The organism is Micromonospora sp. DT15 (genome assembly GCF_049841475.1).
Taxonomy (GTDB): Bacteria; Actinomycetota; Actinomycetes; order Mycobacteriales; family Micromonosporaceae; genus Micromonospora.
The window spans coordinates 265,859-284,564 of record NZ_JBNCKJ010000008.1 but is presented as its reverse complement, the minus strand read 5'-3'; the positions used below and the strand labels follow the sequence as shown (position 1 = coordinate 284,564).

Here is an 18,706-nt window from a genome sequence, read left to right as displayed (position 1 = left end):
TCAGTCCCAGTCCAGGCCGCCGCGCCGCCACACGTAGGCGTACGCAACGAAGACCGCGACGATGAACAGGACCATCTCCACGAAGCCGAAGATCGGCAGAGCGTCGAACGAGACCGCCCAGGGGTAGAGGAAGATGATCTCGATGTCGAAGACGATGAAGAGCATCGCCGTCAGGTAGAACTTGATCGGGAACCGCCCGCCGCCGACCGGCTGCGGGCTGGGCTCGATGCCGCACTCGTAAGCCTCGAGTTTGGCCTTGTTGTAGCGACGGGGACCGGCGAAGCGGGCGGCGCCGACGGAAAACAGCGAGAACGCCGCGGCGAGGGCGAACAGCCCGATGATCGGTGCGTAAGGCGAGAGCGACATCGTTTTCTCCTGCTCGTCCTTCCCTGCCCTCGGTGCTTGACGAAAATCACACTATTCACGTCCCTCGCAGTGGCAGTCGGCGGGGGTCGATCTTTGTCGGCATCGGGGCCTTGACCAGCACCGATGCCGTCCTACTTATACGGCTGGGGCGGCCTTCGTCATCGCGTTGATGACCCGATCCATCGCGTCCCCGCCGCGCGGGTCGGTCAGGTTGGCCAACAGCTTGAGCACGAAACGCATCAGCGTCGGGTGTGGCATGCCGTGTTTGGTGGCGATCCGCATGATCTCGGGGCGGCCGATCAGTTTCACGAAGATGCCGCCCAGCCGGTAGTAGCCACCGAGCCGGGCCTTCAACTCGTTCGGGTACGCCAGCAGCGCGCGCTCGCGTTCCGGACCGGCCGGCCGGGCGAGGGCCTGGACCACGACCTCCGCGGCCAGTTCGCCGGACTCCATCGCGTACGCGATGCCCTCGCCGTTGAACGGGTTCACCATGCCGCCCGAGTCGCCGACCAGCAGCACTCCCCGGGTGTAGTGGGGCACCCGGTTGAAGCCCATCGGCAGCGCGGCACCGAGGATCGGGCCGTCGGCGTTGGTCTCGTCGGTCATCCCCCAGTCCTCGGGGGTGTTGGCGAGCCAGTCGGTCAGCAGCCGGCGGTAGTTGGTCTTGCCGAACGCCGAGGACGAGTTGAGCACGCCGAGCCCGACGTTGACCCGCCCGTCACCGAGGCCGAAGATCCAGCCGTACCCGGGCAGCAGGTTGTCACCGCTGTCCTTGCTGCGCAGCTCCAGCCAGGACTCCAGGTAGTTGTCCTCGTGCTTGGCCGGCGAGCGGTAGTAGCGGCGGACGGCGACACCGATCGGCCGGTCCTCCCGCTTGGCCAGCCCGAGCGCCAGCGGGAACCGGCCGGAGACGCCGTCCGCCGCGACGACCAGCGGGGCGTGGAAGGTGGTGGGCTCCTTGCCCGGCCCGACCTCCGCCTCGACGCCGGTGACGCGGCCATCGCCGTCGAGCACCGGGCCCAGCACGTTGACGCTGGTCCGAAGCTTCGCGCCGGCAGCCACCGCCCGCTGGGCGAGCAGGTCGTCGAAGTCCAGGCGCGTGCGCACCAGACCGTAGTTGGGGAAGCTGGCCAGCTCCGGCCAGTCCAGTTCGAGGCGCACCCCACCGCCGATGACCCGCAGGCCGCGGTTGTGCAGCCAGCCCGCCTCGGGCGAGGTGTCCACACCCATGCGGATGAGCTGGCGCACCGCGCGCGGGGTCAACCCGTCGCCGCAGACCTTCTCCCGGGGGAACTCGGTCTTCTCCAACAACAGCACCCGTACGCCGTGCCGGGCCAGGTGGTACGCAGTCGCTGATCCACCGGGACCGGCGCCCACGACAATGACGTCGGCGTCATGTTCCACCGCGGTCATCCGCGCCTCCTCCCGCACGCTCGTGAAATGCTTCACAAGCCAGACGGGACGAGTGTATGACCGGCGTCATACCAGCGCAGGATCAGGGGTACCTAACTCGCCGATGTGACACCTCACCGCCGTCCACAGCGGTCGAGTGTCAGGCCGGGCTGGAGGCGTCCAAGCCCGCATCGACCCGAATTGTCTCCGGTAGATGCTCGCGGAGCGCCCCACCCGCCGCCCGGTCCAGTGCCGCCAGAACCTCGGCGACCACCTGCCGGACCTCCACCGGGTCGGCCCCGGCCAACTGGCGCAACTGGGAGATGAGCTCGGCCGCGTCGTCGTCGGTCGCGGCCACCGGGTCCGCCGGGTCTGCTCCGGTCATGCGATCGAGCGTACCGGGCAAAGTGGACCAAGTCCGATATTTACGGAACCTGAATAATGTCCGTGCCGGTTGGTGCGGTCCGCCCGCTACTCGCGGATCCCCCGGTGCAGGGCCACCACGCCACCGGTCAGGTTGCGCCACGCCACGCGCCCCCACCCGGCCGCGGCCACCCGGCCGGCCAGCGCGGACTGCGCCGGCCAGGCGCGGACCGACTCGGCGAGATAGACGTACGCCTCGGGGTTGCTCGACACCGTGCGGGCCACCGCCGGCAGCGACCGCATCAGGTACGACAGGTAGACCGTCCGAAAGACCGGGTTGACCGGGGTGCTGAACTCGCAGACCACCAGCCGGCCGCCCGGCCGGGTCACCCGGGCCAGCTCACGCAGCGCCGCGTCGGTGTCGTTGACGTTGCGCAGCGCGAAGGAGATGGTCACCGCGTCGAAGCTCGCGTCGGCGAACGGCAGCCGCAGCGCGTCGCCCGCCAGCAGCGGCACCTCGGGCCGGGCCCGTTTGCCGGTATGCAACATGCCCAGGGACAGGTCGACCCCGACCGCGTACGCCCCGGACTGGGCCAGCTCGCGCGTCGAGACGCCGGTGCCCGCGCCCACGTCCAGCACCCGCTCGCCCGGCCGCAGCCCGAGCGCCGCCCGGGTGGCCCGCCGCCAGGAGCGATCCTGGCCCAGCGAGATCACCGTGTTGGTCAGGTCGTAACGCTCGGCCACGCCGTCGAACATCGCGGCGACCTCGTGCGGCTGCTTGTCCAGACTGGCGCGCTGGCCCTGCGGGGTACGGCTCACCCCCTCACTCTGCCAGCCGCCCGCCAACCGACGTTCGCTGGGTGGGCGGCCCGCCCCGTACGCGAAAGGGCGGGGTGGTCGCCCACCCCGCCCTCGCGTCGTACCCGCGTCCGTGACACCTCGGTCAGAACGCCTGCCGCCATCGCACCCGTCGCGGTCGCGCCGCTCGTGCGCGCCGCTGGTCAGGACACTGGTGTCAGTCGGTCGACTTCTCGTCCGTCGGCGAGACCAGGACCACCTTGCGGCGACGCGTGAGCACCAGCAGCGCCCCACCCACCAGCAGGATGATCACGCCGATGCCGCCGATCAGGCCAACCTGCACACCGGTCACCGGCAGGCCGCCACCGCCCGAGCCACCACCGGTGGAACCATCACCGGCACCCGGCGAGACGGTCGTGCCCGGCGTCGTCGTACCGCTGGGGATCGGCGTCGGAGTGGCAGTCGCGGTCGGGGTGACCGTCGGCGTCTGCGTTGCGGTCGGGGTCGGCCTAACCGTGGGCGTCTCGGTCGGGGTGACCGTCGGCGTCGGCGTCGCCGTGGGGGTGACCGTCGGCGTCGGGGTCGGCGGCGCCGTCGGCGTCTCGGTCGGGGTGACCGTCGGCGTCGGCGTCGGCGTCTCCGTCGGCGTCGGCGACTCGGTCGGAGTGACCGTCGGCGTCGGCGTCGCCGTCGGGGTGACCGTCGGCGTCGGCGTCGGCGACTCGGTCGGAGTGACCGTCGGCGTCGGGGTCGGCGACTCGGTCGGAGTGGCCGTCGGCGTGGGCGTCGGCGTCGGGTCGACGGTCTGGTCGACGAAGACGTCGAAGATCGCCTGGTTGTCGCCCTCGTCGACCTCGGTGAAGGCCTTCCGCTGGGCGGTGCTGGCCCGTCGTGGCTGCTCCTCGGGCTTGCCCGCTGCCGCGTCCAGGCCGTGCGCCACCAGCTCGCCGACCCGCAGCACGGGCTCGGTGACGTCCTTGCCGACTGTCACCTTGATGTCCGCGGTGTAGTAGTCACCGGGGCGGATCACCGCGCCGTCGTCCTGGCAGAGCGCCTGAACGACGCCGAACGTCTGCGTGGTGCACGTGTCGGGCAGGGTGTCGAAGGTGACGCCCGCCGGCAGGGTCAGCACGTAGGCGAGACCGGTGGCCTTGCGGCTGCCGTCGTTGTAGACGGCCCAGTCGACCGGCACCGTCTCGCCCGGCCGCACCGGCCGAAGGTCGGGGTCATCGCCGTTGACGCCGTTCAGCACGACGTTGGCGTTGACGTCCTGCACCCAACTGGTCAGGTCGTACCCGGGCTCGGTCACGGTGATGTCGTGCTCGACCTTGTTGTCTTCCTTGTTGGGGTCCTCGGTGGCCGAGCGGATGGTGACCACCAGGGTGCCCGCGGCGCCCTTGCCACCGGTGGAGAAGATCGGGATACCGAAGTCCTCGCTGGTGCCGGCGGCCAGGTCGCCGAGGCGGCAGGTGAACTTCTTGCCGTTCACCCGACAGCCGTCGGGCACCACGACCCGGACCTTGTTCGTCTTCAGCTTGCTGGTGTCCACCGTGTAACTGACACCCTTGGCGTCTTCCTCGCTCCGGCTGTTGTCGACGGAGAACTTGAACGGCTTGCTCTTGGCCTCCGTGACACCCTTGGCCAGGTTGTAGCTGAGCGGCACCAGAGCCAGATCGGCCTGCTCGGCCGCCAGCACTGGGGCGGCCACGGCGGCGATGCCGCCGGCCGCGAGCAGCGCCACGACGCTGGCGCGCACCAGCGTCGAGCGGTGGAACGCTGTCATCAGTCCCCCGGGGGGGTAGGGAAGGAAGAATGGTTGCGGAACGAGCGGACGCTATCGGAGGCCGATCTTCCACGCCAGCGGGCGGAGCCGTTTTCGTCCGTCCGGCCCAAGCTGCGCAGACAGTACGGGCGGGATGGTCACCCATCCCGCCCGTACTGCCGTGCGTTATATGAACGACCCGCAGCGGGCCGATGGAGGACAGCCTCTTCCGTCGACGGTGGCGACGAATATGAGCCGGGACGCTAGCCGCCGACGATCATCTCCACCAGCCCCAGACCGGAGAGGCTGACGCTGCGGCGGCGGGGACCACCCGTACCGCCGGGGTGACCCGGCGGGAGCATGAGCGTCGATCAGCCGAACGGCCGGGTGTCGACCGTCAGCTGACGTCCACCAGCGGCAGGGATCGGCCCGCGCCTCCGCCGGGCAGCGCGATCGAGGAGAAGTGCGAGACCACCCGCTCGTCGGTCGGGTCGTCGGCCGGCGTGTGGTGCACGGCGAGCCGGTTGTAGAGGGTGTCGCGCTGCGCGGGGATCCGGTCCGCCGAGCGGATCATGCCGATCAGCTCGTGCAGGTTGGAGCGGTGCCGGGCACCGGCGGAGGAGATGACGTTCTCCTCCAGCATGATCGACCCGAGGTCGTCCACGCCCATGTGCAGCGAAAGCTGCCCGACGTCCTTGCCGGTGGTCAACCAGGACGCCTGCAGGTGCGGCACGGTCTCGAAGAAGAGCCGGGCCACCGCGACCAGCCGCAGGTATTCCAGGGTGGTCGCCTGGGTGCGGCCCTTCAGGTGGTTGTTCTCCGGCTGGTACGTCCACGGAATGAACGACCGGAAACCGCCGGTGCGGTCCTGCACGTCACGGATCATGCGCAGGTGCTCGATCCGCTCGGCGTGCGTCTCGCCGGTGCCCATCATCATGGTGGCGGTCGACTCGATGCCCTGCCGGTGGGCCAGCTCCATGACCTCCAGCCAGCGCTCGCCCGACTCCTTGAGGGGGGCGATCGCCTTGCGGGGCCGCTCGGGCAGCATCTCCGCGCCGGCGCCGGCGATCGAGTCCAGGCCGGCGGTCTTGATCCGGGCGATGGCCTCGTCCAGGCTCACCCCGGAGACCTTGGCCATGTGCAGGATCTCGCTTGGGCCGATCGAGTGGATGACCAGCTGCGGGTACGCCTGCTTGACCGAGGAGAACAACTCCTCGTAGTACTCCACGCCGTAGTCCGGGTGGTGCCCGCCCTGGAGCATCACCTGGGTGGCGCCCAGCTCGACCGCCTCGCCGCAGCGGCGCAGGATCTCCTCGGTCGGGTGGGTCCACCCTTCCTTGTGCTTGGGCGCCCGGTAGAACGCGCAGAACTTGCACGCCGTCACGCAGACGTTCGTGTAGTTGATGTTGCGGTCGATCAGGTAGGTGACGACGTTGTCCGGGTAGCGCCGCCGGCGCACCGCGTCCGCCGCCTCGCCCAACGCGTGGAAGGGGGCCTCGGTGTAGAGCAGCAGCGCCTCCTCGGGCGTGATCCGCCCGCCGTCCGCACCGCGCTGCAGGATGTCGTCGATCTCCCGGCTCACCGTCACACCCCGAGCCTACGTCGCCCCCTCGCCTACCTCTCGACCCGGTGACATGGATGTGACCCAAGCCGGGTCTCTATTATATTTCAAGATCACATATAACTTGCTGATGCAGCCTTGACAAGATGTTCTGTCGAACGCGAACATTCTCTCCACGGCATCGACGTGCGGGAGAGGTGCGACATGAGCGAGATGGATACCGCTCCGGGCATTGCCGCCCGATGCCGGGCCGACGGCGGGCTAACGGAAGCAACCCTCGGCGAGTTACGGGGAGAGTTGGGCTACCGCAAGCTGGGCCGCTGGGTCCTGGTGGAGATCGCCGACAGGCTCAGGGCGACCGGCCTGGGCTTCTTCCCTCCGGAACGTCTCGACGCCGAACTCAACACTGAGCCACGCCAGTCGCAGACGGTGTGGATCTACGTTCGAGACGGGGGATCCCGGGCACGTGTGATCGACGCTGTGCTTCAGCCTGACAGCTGCGACGTTCGGGCAGAACTCGACGCCATCGACACCAAGCACCTCGAAGCGCTGACTCCCCAACAGAGGCTTGACCGGATCCGGGACATCGTCAACGCCTGACCCGAGCCCTTTGGCCGCCAGAGGAAGGGACCGCGCGCGATGAACGCGCATGTCTTCGTGGACGAAACCAAGGAGCGAGGGCTTCTCGTCGCGGCTGCGGTCGTACTGCCGGCTGACCTGGCTGCTGCCCGGCGGACCATCCGCGACCTGATTCTCCCGGGTCAGCGCCGAATCCACTTTCACAAGGAGAGAGACGATCGACGCCGGCAGATAGTTGCTGCTGTCGTCACGCTGTCTGCTTACGCGGTGATCTTCGATGCGAAGAGACACCGTGACCCGAGGGCGGCACGCGAGGCCTGCCTCATCGAGCTCGTGGAGCACGCAGCGAAGATAGGCGCTGGACGCCTTGTTCTGGAACGTGATGATTCGACGTTGCAAGCCGACCAGCGTCTGCTCTTCGAGCAGGTGAGAAAGTCGGGAATCTCGAGGACCCTTCGTTACGACCACCTGCGAGCGCACGAGGAGTGCCTGCTGGCCATTCCCGACGCACTAGCCTGGTGCTGGGCCAAGGGTGGCCGATGGAAGACATCCGTGCAACGGATCGTCAGTGAGTCTCGGCAGGTCTGACAACGCCCAACACGCGAGACCCGGCCCACCCACCGTCCGGAAGGCTGCCGGGTCCACTTCCAAGAAGCTAATGCTCCTGGCAGTTGCAGGCTACCTCTGCCCGTCTCCGACGGGCAAGGAATTGGGCCGTTCCGTGGAACACCCAACGGCGAGTCTCACAAGAGAGGCTGTCCACCCGCTCAGGCAGCTCTCTCTGAAGAACTCTCAGGCGTCGTAGTCGACAGTGAGCTTGTCGGTGGTCGGGCTGGACTGGCAGGTCAGCACGTAGCCGGCGGCCAATTCGTCGGGCTCCAGCGCGTAGTTGCGGGCCATCGTGACCGCGCCGTCCACGACCTTCGCCTTGCAGGTCGAGCAGACGCCACCCTTGCAGGCGTACGGCAGCTCACCCCGCACCTTCAGCGCGGCGTCCAGCACCCGTTCCTCGCGACCCATGGTGAAGCTCGACGACCGGCCGTCCAGCACGATGGTCACCTCGGCCCCGGCACCCGCCTGGTCGACGGGTCGGCGCACCGGCTCCGGTGGCGTGTCGACATGGAACAGCTCGGTGTGCACCGCCGACTCGGGCAGCCCACGTGCGGTCAGCACGTCCCGGACGTCGACCACCATGCCGTACGGGCCGCAGAGGAACCACTCCTCGATCAGGTCGCCCGGCACGATGGTGCCCAGCAACCGGCCCAGCCGCTCGGCGTCGATCCGACCGGAGAGCAGCGGCGACTCCCCCTGTTCCCGGGAGAGGACGTGCACCAGGTGCAGCCGGGTGGGGTAACGGTCCTTCAGGTCGGCCAGTTCCTCGGCGAACATCACGGTGTTCGCCGTGCGGTTGCCGTACACCAGGGTGAAGGTGCTGGCCGGCTCGACGGCCAGGGCGGTCGCGACCAGCCCGAGCACCGGGGTGATGCCGGAGCCGGCGACGACCGCGCCGTAGTGCCGCGCCCGGCCCGGCGCGAACGCCGTGGTGAAGGTGCCCAGCGGCGGCAGCACCTCCACGGTGTCGCCACCGCGTAGCGCCCCGCACGCGAACGCCGAGAAGGCGCCGCCGGGGATCTCCCGCACCCCGATCCGCAACCGGCCGTGCCGGGCGAGGTCGTCGGGGGTGGAGCAGATCGAGTACGACCGGCGCACGTCCGTGCCGTCCTCCGCGGCTCGCCGCACGGTGAGGTGCTGGCCGGCGCGGAACGCGAAGGTTTCCCGCAGTTCCTCGGGTACGGCGAAGGTCACCGCCACGGAGTCGTCGGTGAGCCGGTCGACGGCGGCGACGGACAACGGGTGGAAGACCGGCCGGCGGCGAACCGGGCGGGTGATGGTGACAGTCACAGCGCCTTCAGGTGGTCGAAGGGTTCGGAACAGGAACGGCACCGCCACAACGCCTTGCACGCTGTGGAACCGAACCGGCTGACCTGCTCGGTCTCGGGTGAACCGCACTGCGGGCAGCGGACCGCGAGCGTCAGGGACACGACGCCGGCGGCGGGCACCGGGGCCGGCGGGGCGATCCCGGCGGCGGCGAGCTTGGCCCGCCCACCCTCGGAGATCCAGTCGGTGCTCCACGGTGGGCTGTAGACGGTCTGGACCTGCGCGTCCGGGTGGCCGGCGGCGGCGAGCGCGCGGCGGATGTCGGCCCGGATCACGTCCATCGCCGGGCAGCCGGTGTAGGTCGGGGTGATGGTGACGGTCACCCGGCCACTGGCCGGATCCTCCTCGACCGCCCGCAGGATGCCCAGCTCGTCGATGGTGATGACCCGGATCTCCGGGTCCACGACGCTGGCGGCGGCCTCCCGTGCGCTCGCCCTGCCGGCGCGGTCAGCGATTGCCGGGCTCGCGCTCGGCGCGCTCACCACTTCGCTCCGGGGTGGGCGCGGTGCAGCACCTGCATCTCGGCGAGCAGGTAGGCCAGGTGCTCGGTGTGCACACCGGCCCGCCCACCGGCCGGGGCCCAGGAACCGCCCGGCTGGGTGAGCGTCGCCTCGGCCAGCACCGGGCCGACGACCTCATCGAACGAGGACCGCAGGGTGGCCGGATCGACCGGAGCCGCCGGGTCTGCGGCGAACAGCTCGTGGGTGTACGGCCACACCTGGTCGACGGCAGCCTGCATCCGACGATGCGACTCCTCGGTGCCGTCACCGAGCCGCTTCACCCACAGCGCGCCGTGGTCCAGGTGGTACGCCGACTCCTTGCGCGCCTTCGCGCCGATCGCGGCCAACCGCTCGTCCGCGCAGCCGGCCAGCGCCGTGTACAACGGCAGTTGGTACGCCGCCAGGAAGAACAGCTTCGCCATCGTCACCGCGAAGTCGTCGTTGGGCAGCTCGACCAGTAGCGCGTTGCGGAACTCGCGGTCGTCGCGCAGGTACGCCAGCGCGTCCTCGTCGCGGCCGGCGCCCTCCAACTCGCCGGCGTACGACAGCAGCAGCCGCGCCGCCCCGAGCTGGTCGAGGGCGATGTTCGCGAGCGCGATGTCCTCTTCCATCTCCGGCGCGCGGGTGGTCCACTCGGCCAGCCGCTGGGCTGCGATCAACGCGTCGTCGGCGAGCGAGAGGGTGAAGTCGAAGGGCCCGTTCACGCCGTCACCTCGCTGCGCTCGGCGACGACGCGAAGCGCCACGTTGCTGTGCTGGCTGGTTCGCTCGCTCCGCTCGCTCACAGGTGGGCCACCCCGTCCGGCACCTCGTAGAAGGTGGGATGGCGGTAGACCTTGTCGGCGGCCGGGTCGAAGAAGGCGTCCTTCTCGTCCGGGCTGGACGCGGTGATCGCACCGGCCGGCACCACCCAGATCGACACGCCCTCCTGGCGGCGGGTGTAGAGGTCCCGGGCGTTGCGCAGGGCAAGCTCGGCGTCGGGCGCGTGCAGGCTGCCGACGTGCGTGTGCGACAGCCCACGCCGGGCCCGCACGAAGACCTCCCACAAAGGCGAATGACTCGTCATGCCGGGTTGTCCGGCTTGCTCGCTACGCTCGCTCACGCGGCCACCGTCTCCTTCTGTCCCGCCCGCTTCGCGGCGTACGCCGCGGCGGCCTCGCGTACCCAGGAGCCGTCGGCGTGCGCGGCCCGGCGGTGGGCCATCCGCTCCCGGTTGCACGGCCCGTCGCCCGAGATCACCTGCTTCAGCTCGTCATAGTCCGGCTGGGTGTAGTCGTACGCCTGCCGCTCGTCGTTCCAGCGCAGGTCAGCATCGGGGATGCGCAGCCCGAGGATCTCGGCCTGCTGGACGCACATGTCGACGAAGCGTTGGCGCAGATCGTCGTTCGAGAAGCGCTTGATCTTCCAGGCCATCGACTGGGCGGAGTGCGTGGAGTCGCCGTCCGGCGGGCCGAACATGGCCAGCGACGGGTACCACCAACGGTCCACCGCGTCCTGGGCCATCGCCTGCTGCGCGGGGGTGCCGTGCGCCAGGGTGTGCAGGATCTCGTAGCCCTGCCGCTGGTGGAACGACTCCTCCTTGCAGACCCGGATCATCGCGCGGGCGTACGGGCCGTAGGAGCAGCGGCAGAGCGGGACCTGGTTGACGATCGCCGCGCCGTCCACCAACCACCCGATGGCACCCACGTCGGCCCAGCTCAGAGTGGGGTAGTTGAAGATCGAGCTGTACTTCTGGCGGCCGTCGAGCAGCAGCTGGACCAGCTCGTCGCGGCTGATGCCGAGGGTCTCGGCGGCAGCGTAGAGGTAGAGGCCGTGACCCGCCTCGTCCTGCACCTTGGCCAGCAGGATCGCCTTGCGCTTGAGCGACGGCGCCCGACTGATCCAGTTGCCCTCCGGCTGCATGCCGATGATCTCGGAGTGGGCGTGCTGGGCGATCTGCCGGATCAGCGTCCGCCGGTACGCGTCGGGCATCCAGTCGCGGGGCTCGACCTTCTGCTCGGCGTCGACGACCTCCGCGAAGTACGCCGCCAGGTCCTCGTCCGGCGCGGGTCCGCCACGCCGCCCGCGCGCCGCCGCTGCGCGCAGCTCGGCCTCGGCGGCCTCGACCTCGCCCAGCAGGCCGCCGGGCGCCTCGTCGGTGGCGCCGTCCGGGGCAAAGAAGTCGTTGCCATACATGAGGCTAAGTGTTACAGCTTGCGCCTCGTTGCACCAGGGGGTGTAACAGGAATCCGGGCATCCCATCTGTGAGCGGATGAGCGCTTTGCGCTACCTGGTGACCGCTGCGTCGCCGTGACCTAGGCCACGAAACAAAGATGAATCACTGCAAAAACCTCATACCGGCCCCATATCCCGCCTTTATCCCAGGTTGCCTAGTGTCGAACCCTGGCGGTCCGTCGGTCCGGACGTAGACTTCTGCCGGACAACCGATCGGCTGCCGACGTCGACATCTCCACAGAGGCCACCTCCCCCGGCCTCGGCGATCGCACCCGACTCGTCCCGACGACAAGCCGGTCCCCCCGGCCCTGACACCTGGAGTTCACCCACTCATGCGATCTCGCGTGACCCTGGTGCTCGCCATCACGGCGGTCGTGCTCGGCGGCGTCCTACTGGTCCCCACCGCGTACGCCCGGCTCGCCAGCGACAACAGCGGCGGAGGCGGTGGAGGCGGCACGTCGAGCGTGGCCGCGCCCGCGCCCACTCCACCACCGCCGCCCACCCTGGCCGCCGGCCCGGTGTCGGTGAGCTTCAAGGGTGAGTTCTTCTCGTGGGCCCTGCTGGACCGGAAGACGGGCAAGATCTCCGGGTCGCCGAACATGACCGCGACCAGCTCCACCGAGTCGATGATCAAGGCGTGGATCGTCTCCGACTACCTGCGACAGCTCGGCGACAGGGAGCCGCCCGCAGCGTTGAAGGAGGCGGCTCGACTCGCCATCATCGACAGCAACGACGGAGCGGCCAACAAGGTCCACGCCGCTGCGGGTGGCTCCTACAAGCCCTCGTCCAGCAGCGTCCCCGACGCGGTGATCCAGCGGGCGATCAAGATCTGTGGGCTGACCGACACCAAGCGCGGCAACGTCAAGCCGTACACCGGCTTCTGGAGTTTCACCCGGATGTCCCCCCGCGACGCGGCTCGCGTCGGCGACTGCATCGCCGACGGTAAGGCTGCCGGCCCGAAGTGGACCAAGTGGGTGTTGGACCAGATGAGCAAGGTGAGGGGCACCACCGCGGCCAAGGACCAGAAACCCTCGTCCGGTGGTGGCCGCTGGGGGATCATCGACGGTCTACCCAAGTCGATCACCTCCCAGGGCCCGGTCAGCATCAAGAACGGCTGGACCCCCATCTACGGCGACGGCGACTGGCACGTCAACTGCCTCGCCGTCACCAGCAAGTGGAGCCTCGCGGTGATGCTGCGCTACCCGATCAGGACCGGTCTGGACTACGGCGCGAAGGTCTGCGCCAGTGTGGCCACCCAACTGGTCACCCCGCAGCCGGGCGCCGCGCTCAAGGTGCCGCAGCAGCCGGTCGGAAAGCTCTGATGGCCGGCAACCGCCGAGTCGACCGCCGCAACGGCGGCGAGGCCTCCCCGGTTCGGCTGATCGCCGTCGCGGTCATCCTCATCGGGCTGGTCCTGGTGTCGCTGCGACTGCTGCCCGGGTCGCCGTTCGAGTCGTCCGCCGCGGCCCAGTGGGGCGACGCGGGCTCCGGCACCAGCGACCGCCCCACCGGCTCCGGCACCGACCGCAGCGCCCGCCAGCCGTCCTCGCCGTCGCCGAAGCCCAGCCCGTCGCTGGAGCCGCTGCCGTTCGTTGCCAAGGACCTCGACCTGAACATCGAGGGCTGGTATTCCTGGAGCGTCCTCGACCGCCGAACCGGAAAGATCATCGGTTCGAAGAACATGGGCGAGACCAGCACGACCGCCTCGATGATCAAGGCCTGGATCGTCGCCGACTACCTGCGTCGCGCGGCCGACGCCGGCCAGACCCCGAGCGACGCGAAGCTCGCCGACGCGACGCGGATCATCCGGGACAGCGACAACACCCGGGCCGAACAGTTCTACAACCAGGTCGACCGGGAAGCGTCGATCAAGCGGCTCATCTCCATGTGCAAACTGACCGACAGCAGCGTCGCCCCCGACAAGGGTTGGAGCCGGACGGCGCTCTCCCCCCGGGACACTGCCCGAATGGGCAACTGCATCGTCACCGGCACCGCCGCCGGGCCGAAGTGGACCAAGTGGCTGCTCAACGAGATGAAACTGGTTCGCGGAGCCGGCGACTTCGGTATCCGCAAGGCCTTCCCGGCCTCCGAGCAGAAGAAGATCGCCATCAAGAACGGGTGGATCGACCGGACCAAGGAGCAGGAGATGCACATCAACTGCCTGGCCATCGGTGACACCTGGACGATGGGCGTGATGGTCAAATACCCGATCAACATGGGCTACGACTACGGCATGAAGAACTGCGAGAAGATCACCGAGGCGCTGCTCCGCCCCGGCACCTGAGCTGCCTGGCAGCTCGCCGCTTTGCGCGGCCCGGCTGGCAGCTCGGCGCTCTGCCGGGCCCGGCTTGGCGGCGGTCAGCCGGCGAAGAACTCCGGGCCGCCGTCCGGCAGCGCCGGGGCCTCGCCGATGGCGGCGGCCTGACGGGCCCACTCGCGCAGCCCGGTGACCTGCCGCTCGCCGAGGGAAAAGTCGAGAGTCCGGAAGTACGTGGCCAGCGTCTCCGCGTCGAAGGCCTCCCAGCGGGCAGCCGCCTCGGCGACCTGGTCCAACTCGGCCAGGCAGAGATCCCGCGAGCGCAGGAAGGCCTCGTGCACCTCCTTCACCAGGCCCGGGTGGGCGGCGGCGAAGTCGCGGCGGACCGCCCAGACGGCGAAGACCATCGGCAGCCCGGTCCATTCCCGCCACGCCTGCCCGAGGTCGGTGACAGTGAGGCCCTTCTGCGGTGCCTCGTAGTACGCCCGCAGCGCCACGTCCCCGATCAGCACGGCCGCGTCGGCCTCCAGCAGCATCTGGGTCAGGTCCGGCGGGCAGCGGAAGTACTCGGGTCGCACGTTGTACTGCTCGGCGAGTAGCAGCTGGGCCGTCATCACCCCGGTCCGCGATGTCGAGCCGAGCGCCACCCGGGCGCCGTCCAGCTCGGCGAGCGGCCGGGTGGAGACCATGTTGACCGAGAGCACCGGCCCGTCACTGCCCACCGCCAGGTCCGGCAGGAGCAGCAACTCGTCGGCGTGCTTCAGATACTCCAACAGCGTGATCGGGCCGATGTCGAGGTCTCCGGCGACCAGCGCCGCGCTCAACCGGTCCGGCGAGTCCTTGTGCAGGTCGACGTCGAGCAGGGCACCGGAGCGCATCAGACCCCAGTAGATCGGCAGGCAGTTCAGGAACTGGATGTGCCCGACCCGCGGGCGTGCGATGCGCTCAGCCATGGCCCGACCGTATCCCCGGCCGCCGGCTCCGGCTCGGCGGGCCGGCCCGGAGTGGCCAAGCCCGCACTTGACGACCGTCGTGCCGCCCGGGCCAAGACCGGCACGAAGGCCAGCACCACCAGCAGCCCGACCACACCGGCACCGGCGATCAGCGGCCGAGGCGGAACGACCGCGAGCAACGCCCCGCCGATCAGAAAGCCCGCCATCGAGCCACCCTGCACCGCCGCGCCGTAGCTGGCGTACGCCCGCGCGCGCATCGCCTCCGGTACCCGCCGAGCGGTGAGCAGGTTGGCGAAGACGTTCTCGCCACCGTTGGCCGCACCACCCACCAGCCAGAGCGGCACCAGCACACCTGCCGCCGGCACCGTCGCCGCCAGCAACACCATCAGGCTGCACACGGCCAGAGTGGCCAGCACCCCCCGTACCAACGCGCCGTCGTCGTCGAGCCGCCTGGCAAGTCGTACGGCGAGCCAGGTCCCCGGCAGCATGCCGGCCATCCATGCGGCGCTGACCAGGCCGTACGTGGTCGCCGAGCCTCCCAGGGTCTCCCGGGCCACCGCGCGTCGGCCGCGCCGTCCCTGCCGTCTCTGACGCAGCAAGCCGCGTGTCCCCGTGATCGACTCGGCTTCCTGGAAACCGGGGCGTTGCACCAGCCCAGAGACCGCGACTTCCTGAAAGCCGAGTCGATCACCGGCGTGGCGGCGGTCAACGCATGAGAAGCGCGGGGCGGGGCGTGATCGCCCAGCGACAGCCGACCGGGCGACACGCCGTCTCGGACGGGTGGTCGCGTCGGTAATTCGATGGCTGTGGCGGGTTGGGAAGCGTAGGGTTGCAGGCCGCTTGACGGCCGAGGTGAGCTGCACCGGAACGGACGTCTTCGCGCCGGGCGGCCGGCCATCCGCCCCCGGACACGCGAGCGCGCAGCAGATGTGAACGATGGGACGTCAGCATGCCCGCACTTGACACCGACACCGATACCGGCCTCGACGCGGACCTGGCCGCCGAACGCGCACACCTCAGCACCTCGCGGGCGGCACTGGGTCGGATGCGGGAGCGGGCCGAGTCTCTCTTCGCCACCGGTGACCAGGTGGCCGGCGACGCGTACGCGGCCGAGACGCTCGGCCGCACCCTGGCCCGCCGGGTCGCCGAGCTGGCCGACGACCCGACCACCCCGCTCTTCTTCGGCCGCCTCGACTTCGCCGGCGCCCCCGACAACAGCACCACCGACACCAGGACCACAGCCGGCAGGCCCGCCAGCGAGCCGACCTCGCCTGACGTCAGCGGCGATCATCACGGTCGGCGGTATCACGTGGGGCGGCGGCATGTCACCGATGATCGTGGTGAGCCGTTGGTGCTGGACTGGCGGGCACCGGTCTCCCGGTCGTTCTACCGGGCCAGTGTGCGGGATCCGCAGGGGGTGGCGGTTCGGCGACGGTTCGGGTTCAGCAATGGTGTGCTGACGAGCTTCGAGGATGAGCGGCTGGATCGGGGCGAAGAGCTCGGTACGACCAGTCGGATCCTCACCGCCGAGATCGAGCGTCCACGCGTCGGGCCGATGCGGGACATCGTCGCCACCATTCAGCCGGAGCAGGACGAACTGGTCCGGGCTGATCTCGCCGACTCGATCTGTGTGCAGGGCGCGCCGGGTACGGGGAAGACGGCTGTCGGTCTGCACCGGGCCGCGTACCTGCTCTACCTGCATCGGGAGCGGTTGCGGCGGGCGGGTGTGTTGATCGTCGGGCCGAACCGGGCGTTCCTGTCGTATATCGCGGCGGTGCTGCCGGCGCTCGGTGAGGTCGAGGTCGAGCAGGCCACCGTGGAGGAGTTGATTTCCCGGGTGGCGGTTCGGGCGGTCGAGGCGCCGGGGGTGGCCGCGCTCAAACACGACGTGCGGATGGCGAGCGTGCTGCGACGCGCCGTGCAGGCGCAGATCGGCACTCCGACCGAGTCGATCACCGTGTCGGACGGCTCGTTCCGCTGGCGCATCGGGGTGGAGCCGTTGCACCGGATCGTCGAGGAGACCCGCCGGGAGGGGCTGCCGTACGGCACGGGTCGGGAACGTGTCCAGGCGCGGGTGGTGAGTCTGCTGCAACGGCAGGCCGAGGCGCGGCGTGCGGAGTCGCCCAGCGATGCCTGGCTGCGCCGGATGAGCCGCTGCCGGCCGGTGCTCGACTTCCTGGACGCGGTCTGGCCGTCACTCACCCCGGAAGGGCTGGTGCACGGCCTGTTCTCCGATCCGGACCGGCTCGCCGCCGCAGCGGACGGGCTGCTCAGCGACGCTGAGCAGGCGCAGTTGACGTGGGTGAAGCCGGCCCGCACGCCGAAGGCGACCCGTTGGACCGCTGCCGACGCGGTGCTGATCGACGAGGCGACCGGGCTGCTGGAACGGCTCTCCGGGTTCGGGCACGTGGTGGTGGACGAGGCGCAGGACCTCTCCCCGATGCAGTGTCGGGCCATCGCTCGGCGCAGTGAGCACGGCTCGGTCACGCTCCTCGGTGACCTCGCCCAGGGCACCGCGCCGTGGGCGGCGACGGACTGGAGGGAATCTCTCGCCCATCTAGGCAAGCCGGACGCGGTGGTGGTCCCGTTGACCATCGGGTTCCGGGTGCCCGCCGTAGTCGTCGCATTCGCGAACCTGCTGCTCCCGGCGCTCGCGGTGGACGTACCGCCGGCTGAGTCGCTGCGCCACGACGGCGGCCTGGACGTGCGTACGGTGACCGACCTGACCTCGGCGACGGTGGCCGAGGTGCGTGCGGCGCTCGCGCACGACGGATCGGTCGGGGTGATCGCCGCGGACGACGCGGTCGACAGCCTGCGCGCGGCGCTGGCCGAGGCCGGTGTCGAGACCGCGACCGCCGACGACGTGGCGGCCGCGGAGCGGGTCACGGTGGTGCCGGCGACGCTGGTCAAGGGCCTGGAGTACGACCATGTGGTGGTGGTCGAGCCCGCCGCGATCGTCGCGGCCGAGCCGCGCGGGCTGCACCGGTTGTACGTGGTGCTCACCCGGGCGGTGTCCCGGCTGGCGGTGCTGCACGTTGCGCCGCTGCCCGCCCCGCTCGACGGTGGCTCAGCCAGCTGACAGGGCTGCCGCGACCTCCCGCAGCGGACGGCTGGAGTCGGCCAGCGGCACGTGGAACGACAGCCACGACCCGTCGGCGAAGTCGATCCGCAGCCGTTTCCAGTTCAACCGGTACCTGCCGACCCGGGCGGCGACGGTCGTGCGCGGGACGGACCCGAGCAGTTCGATGTCGGCCTGCGCCTGTTCGTCAGCCGTCGAGCTGGAGAGCAGGCCGACGGGTGCTGTCGCGCCGAGCAGCAGCCGCTGGTCGGTGACCCCCAGCACGAGGGTCCGGAGGCCGGGGCCCTTCGCCGCCGCGGTCAGAGCGTGGTGCAGCACGGATGCCTGGGAATCCGGGTCGCCTCGACCTCCGATACCGAAGAAGAGCCAGTCGACCGCGTTGTCTGCCCGGCCGAAGGTGATGTTCGGGGACAGCACGTTGAGCAGGACACCCAGGAAGCCCGGCCCACCCGTGGCGGGTGGGGCCGACGGCTGCGAAGGAGGCGCCGGCGTCAGCCCGCCGCCCGCCCGCACCTGGGCCACCGCGCGCACCTGCTCCCCGGCCGCCAGCAGTCGGGTGATCCCCTCGACGTACCGTGCCTGGCTCCCCTCGGTGGTCATCAGTGTCCCTCGTAGTCGGTGGACCGGCGCGGGCCGGCGCCTGCGTCGCCGATGACCTCCCCGACCAACTCCCGGACGCGGGCCGCGGCGGCTTCCTGCGCCCGGTTGGCGGCTGCGGTGAACTCCTCGGCCAGGCTGTAGGAGTCCAGTCGCATCGCCCGCGCGTTCAGCTCCGAAGAAAGGATCTTGCCGTCGGCCGCGGCGGTGACTCGCACCAGACCAGAGTCGCTCACACCCTCGGCGCTGGTCTGCTCCAGCTCCGCCATCCGATCGGCGAGTTGCCGTTGCCATCCGTCGAGGTTGCGAGCCAGCGCCTCAATGCGGTCCAGGGCGGGGAAGGTCATG

At 70.1% G+C, this 18,706-nt stretch carries 19 protein-coding genes and 1 pseudogene; 5 read left to right on the top strand and 15 right to left on the bottom strand.

Translation table 11 applies throughout. The features are described 5' to 3' along the window. The 6 genes and pseudogenes from ACLQ3F_RS19835 to mqnC form a co-directional block, all read right to left on the bottom strand. Complete coding sequence (locus tag ACLQ3F_RS19835; protein WP_007454588.1) at window positions 1–366, bottom strand: NADH-quinone oxidoreductase subunit A; 366 nt, start codon at window positions 364–366, stop codon at window positions 1–3. 135 nt (window positions 367–501) lie between these two features. Continuing rightward, window positions 502–1,779 carry a geranylgeranyl reductase family protein gene (locus ACLQ3F_RS19830; RefSeq protein ID WP_357196575.1) on the bottom strand — a complete coding sequence of 426 codons (1,278 nt, stop codon included), beginning with the start codon at window positions 1,777–1,779 and terminating at the stop codon, window positions 502–504. A 139-nt stretch (window positions 1,780–1,918) separates the two neighbouring features. Further along, window positions 1,919–2,143 carry a hypothetical protein gene (locus ACLQ3F_RS19825; protein WP_357196577.1) on the bottom strand — a complete coding sequence of 75 codons (225 nt, stop codon included), beginning with the start codon at window positions 2,141–2,143 and terminating at the stop codon, window positions 1,919–1,921. A gap of 86 nt (window positions 2,144–2,229) precedes the next feature. Next, window positions 2,230–2,940 (bottom strand): demethylmenaquinone methyltransferase, encoded by a 711-nt coding sequence (locus tag ACLQ3F_RS19820; protein ID WP_196920656.1) that lies wholly within the window; start codon window positions 2,938–2,940, stop codon window positions 2,230–2,232. A 706-nt stretch (window positions 2,941–3,646) separates the two neighbouring features. After that, window positions 3,647–4,702 (bottom strand): annotated as a pseudogene (locus ACLQ3F_RS19815) (cell wall anchor protein); the annotation flags it as partial. A gap of 376 nt (window positions 4,703–5,078) precedes the next feature. Further along, window positions 5,079–6,269: a cyclic dehypoxanthinyl futalosine synthase gene (mqnC, locus tag ACLQ3F_RS19810; protein ID WP_355004843.1), complete on the bottom strand. Its 1,191-nt coding sequence runs from the start codon at window positions 6,267–6,269 to the stop codon at window positions 5,079–5,081. Window positions 6,270–6,446: 177 nt separating this feature from the next. Between mqnC and ACLQ3F_RS19805 the strand changes: the two genes are divergently transcribed. Together ACLQ3F_RS19805 and ACLQ3F_RS19800 are read left to right on the top strand one after the other, a co-directional pair. After that, the gene (locus tag ACLQ3F_RS19805; RefSeq protein ID WP_357196581.1) at window positions 6,447–6,842 is read left to right on the top strand and encodes a hypothetical protein; all 396 of its coding nucleotides are present in this window, start codon (window positions 6,447–6,449) and stop codon (window positions 6,840–6,842) included. 39 nt (window positions 6,843–6,881) lie between these two features. Further along, the gene (locus ACLQ3F_RS19800; RefSeq protein ID WP_425850655.1) at window positions 6,882–7,409 is read left to right on the top strand and encodes a hypothetical protein; all 528 of its coding nucleotides are present in this window, start codon (window positions 6,882–6,884) and stop codon (window positions 7,407–7,409) included. A gap of 204 nt (window positions 7,410–7,613) precedes the next feature. Here the strand turns inward: ACLQ3F_RS19800 and paaE are convergent, their stop codons facing one another. The 5 genes from paaE to paaA form a co-directional block, all read right to left on the bottom strand. Further along, window positions 7,614–8,723: a 1,2-phenylacetyl-CoA epoxidase subunit PaaE gene (paaE, locus tag ACLQ3F_RS19795; RefSeq protein WP_425850652.1), complete on the bottom strand. Its 1,110-nt coding sequence runs from the start codon at window positions 8,721–8,723 to the stop codon at window positions 7,614–7,616. Continuing rightward, on the bottom strand, window positions 8,720–9,214 hold the full coding sequence (gene paaD, locus ACLQ3F_RS19790) for a 1,2-phenylacetyl-CoA epoxidase subunit PaaD (protein ID WP_355005184.1): 495 nt from the start codon (window positions 9,212–9,214) through the stop codon (window positions 8,720–8,722). Before paaD ends, paaE begins: the two co-directional genes overlap by 4 nt. Before the next feature lie 23 nt (window positions 9,215–9,237). Further along, window positions 9,238–9,963 carry a 1,2-phenylacetyl-CoA epoxidase subunit PaaC gene (gene paaC, locus ACLQ3F_RS19785; protein ID WP_357231662.1) on the bottom strand — a complete coding sequence of 242 codons (726 nt, stop codon included), beginning with the start codon at window positions 9,961–9,963 and terminating at the stop codon, window positions 9,238–9,240. 76 nt (window positions 9,964–10,039) lie between these two features. Next, window positions 10,040–10,360: a 1,2-phenylacetyl-CoA epoxidase subunit PaaB gene (paaB, locus tag ACLQ3F_RS19780; RefSeq protein WP_396792118.1), complete on the bottom strand. Its 321-nt coding sequence runs from the start codon at window positions 10,358–10,360 to the stop codon at window positions 10,040–10,042. Continuing rightward, window positions 10,357–11,433, bottom strand: a complete 1,077-nt coding sequence (gene paaA / locus ACLQ3F_RS19775; protein ID WP_425850648.1) for a 1,2-phenylacetyl-CoA epoxidase subunit PaaA — start codon at window positions 11,431–11,433, stop codon at window positions 10,357–10,359. Before paaA ends, paaB begins: the two co-directional genes overlap by 4 nt. Before the next feature lie 371 nt (window positions 11,434–11,804). Between paaA and ACLQ3F_RS19770 the strand changes: the two genes are divergently transcribed. Together ACLQ3F_RS19770 and ACLQ3F_RS19765 are read left to right on the top strand one after the other, a co-directional pair. After that, complete coding sequence (locus tag ACLQ3F_RS19770; RefSeq protein WP_357257654.1) at window positions 11,805–12,794, top strand: hypothetical protein; 990 nt, start codon at window positions 11,805–11,807, stop codon at window positions 12,792–12,794. Beyond that, a complete protein-coding gene (locus ACLQ3F_RS19765) occupies window positions 12,794–13,756 on the top strand; it encodes a hypothetical protein (RefSeq protein ID WP_357196594.1) in 963 nt (320 codons plus the stop codon). Before ACLQ3F_RS19770 ends, ACLQ3F_RS19765 begins: the two co-directional genes overlap by 1 nt. Window positions 13,757–13,830: 74 nt before the next feature. On the opposite strand, the gene ACLQ3F_RS19760 is transcribed toward ACLQ3F_RS19765, so the two are convergent. Together ACLQ3F_RS19760 and ACLQ3F_RS19755 are read right to left on the bottom strand one after the other, a co-directional pair. Then, a complete protein-coding gene (locus ACLQ3F_RS19760; protein ID WP_425850645.1) occupies window positions 13,831–14,682 on the bottom strand; it encodes a menaquinone biosynthetic enzyme MqnA/MqnD family protein in 852 nt (283 codons plus the stop codon). Next, window positions 14,634–15,281 carry an MFS transporter gene (locus ACLQ3F_RS19755; RefSeq protein ID WP_425850643.1) on the bottom strand — a complete coding sequence of 216 codons (648 nt, stop codon included), beginning with the start codon at window positions 15,279–15,281 and terminating at the stop codon, window positions 14,634–14,636. Before ACLQ3F_RS19755 ends, ACLQ3F_RS19760 begins: the two co-directional genes overlap by 49 nt. A 350-nt stretch (window positions 15,282–15,631) precedes the next feature. Between ACLQ3F_RS19755 and ACLQ3F_RS19750 the strand changes: the two genes are divergently transcribed. Beyond that, the gene (locus ACLQ3F_RS19750; protein WP_425850641.1) at window positions 15,632–17,761 is read left to right on the top strand and encodes a HelD family protein; all 2,130 of its coding nucleotides are present in this window, start codon (window positions 15,632–15,634) and stop codon (window positions 17,759–17,761) included. Here ACLQ3F_RS19750 and ACLQ3F_RS19745 read toward each other — a convergent pair. Both ACLQ3F_RS19745 and ACLQ3F_RS19740 read right to left on the bottom strand, forming a co-directional pair. After that, on the bottom strand, window positions 17,750–18,361 hold the full coding sequence (locus ACLQ3F_RS19745; RefSeq protein ID WP_425850639.1) for a hypothetical protein: 612 nt from the start codon (window positions 18,359–18,361) through the stop codon (window positions 17,750–17,752). The two genes, ACLQ3F_RS19750 and ACLQ3F_RS19745, sit on opposite strands and share 12 nt — an antisense overlap. Next, window positions 18,361–18,705 (bottom strand): YbaB/EbfC family nucleoid-associated protein, encoded by a 345-nt coding sequence (locus ACLQ3F_RS19740; protein ID WP_425850636.1) that lies wholly within the window; start codon window positions 18,703–18,705, stop codon window positions 18,361–18,363. Before ACLQ3F_RS19740 ends, ACLQ3F_RS19745 begins: the two co-directional genes overlap by 1 nt. Between the last annotated feature and the right edge of the window lies 1 nt (window position 18,706).

Bases quoted from the DNA above. Each gene is read 5' to 3' on its own strand.
- ACLQ3F_RS19835 (WP_007454588.1), bottom strand. From the start codon at position 366: ATGTCGCTCTCGCCTTACGCACCGATCATCGGGCTGTTCGCCCTCGCC.
- ACLQ3F_RS19830 (WP_357196575.1), bottom strand. From the start codon at position 1,779: ATGACCGCGGTGGAACATGACGCCGACGTCATTGTCGTGGGCGCCGGT.
- ACLQ3F_RS19825 (WP_357196577.1), bottom strand. From the start codon at position 2,143: ATGACCGGAGCAGACCCGGCGGACCCGGTGGCCGCGACCGACGACGAC.
- ACLQ3F_RS19805 (WP_357196581.1), top strand. From the start codon at position 6,447: ATGAGCGAGATGGATACCGCTCCGGGCATTGCCGCCCGATGCCGGGCC.
- ACLQ3F_RS19800 (WP_425850655.1), top strand. From the start codon at position 6,882: ATGAACGCGCATGTCTTCGTGGACGAAACCAAGGAGCGAGGGCTTCTC.
- paaA (WP_425850648.1), bottom strand. From the start codon at position 11,433: ATGTATGGCAACGACTTCTTTGCCCCGGACGGCGCCACCGACGAGGCG.
- ACLQ3F_RS19770 (WP_357257654.1), top strand. From the start codon at position 11,805: ATGCGATCTCGCGTGACCCTGGTGCTCGCCATCACGGCGGTCGTGCTC.
- ACLQ3F_RS19765 (WP_357196594.1), top strand. From the start codon at position 12,794: ATGGCCGGCAACCGCCGAGTCGACCGCCGCAACGGCGGCGAGGCCTCC.
- ACLQ3F_RS19760 (WP_425850645.1), bottom strand. From the start codon at position 14,682: ATGGCTGAGCGCATCGCACGCCCGCGGGTCGGGCACATCCAGTTCCTG.
- ACLQ3F_RS19750 (WP_425850641.1), top strand. From the start codon at position 15,632: ATGCCCGCACTTGACACCGACACCGATACCGGCCTCGACGCGGACCTG.
- ACLQ3F_RS19745 (WP_425850639.1), bottom strand. From the start codon at position 18,361: ATGACCACCGAGGGGAGCCAGGCACGGTACGTCGAGGGGATCACCCGA.
- ACLQ3F_RS19740 (WP_425850636.1), bottom strand. From the start codon at position 18,705: ATGACCTTCCCCGCCCTGGACCGCATTGAGGCGCTGGCTCGCAACCTC.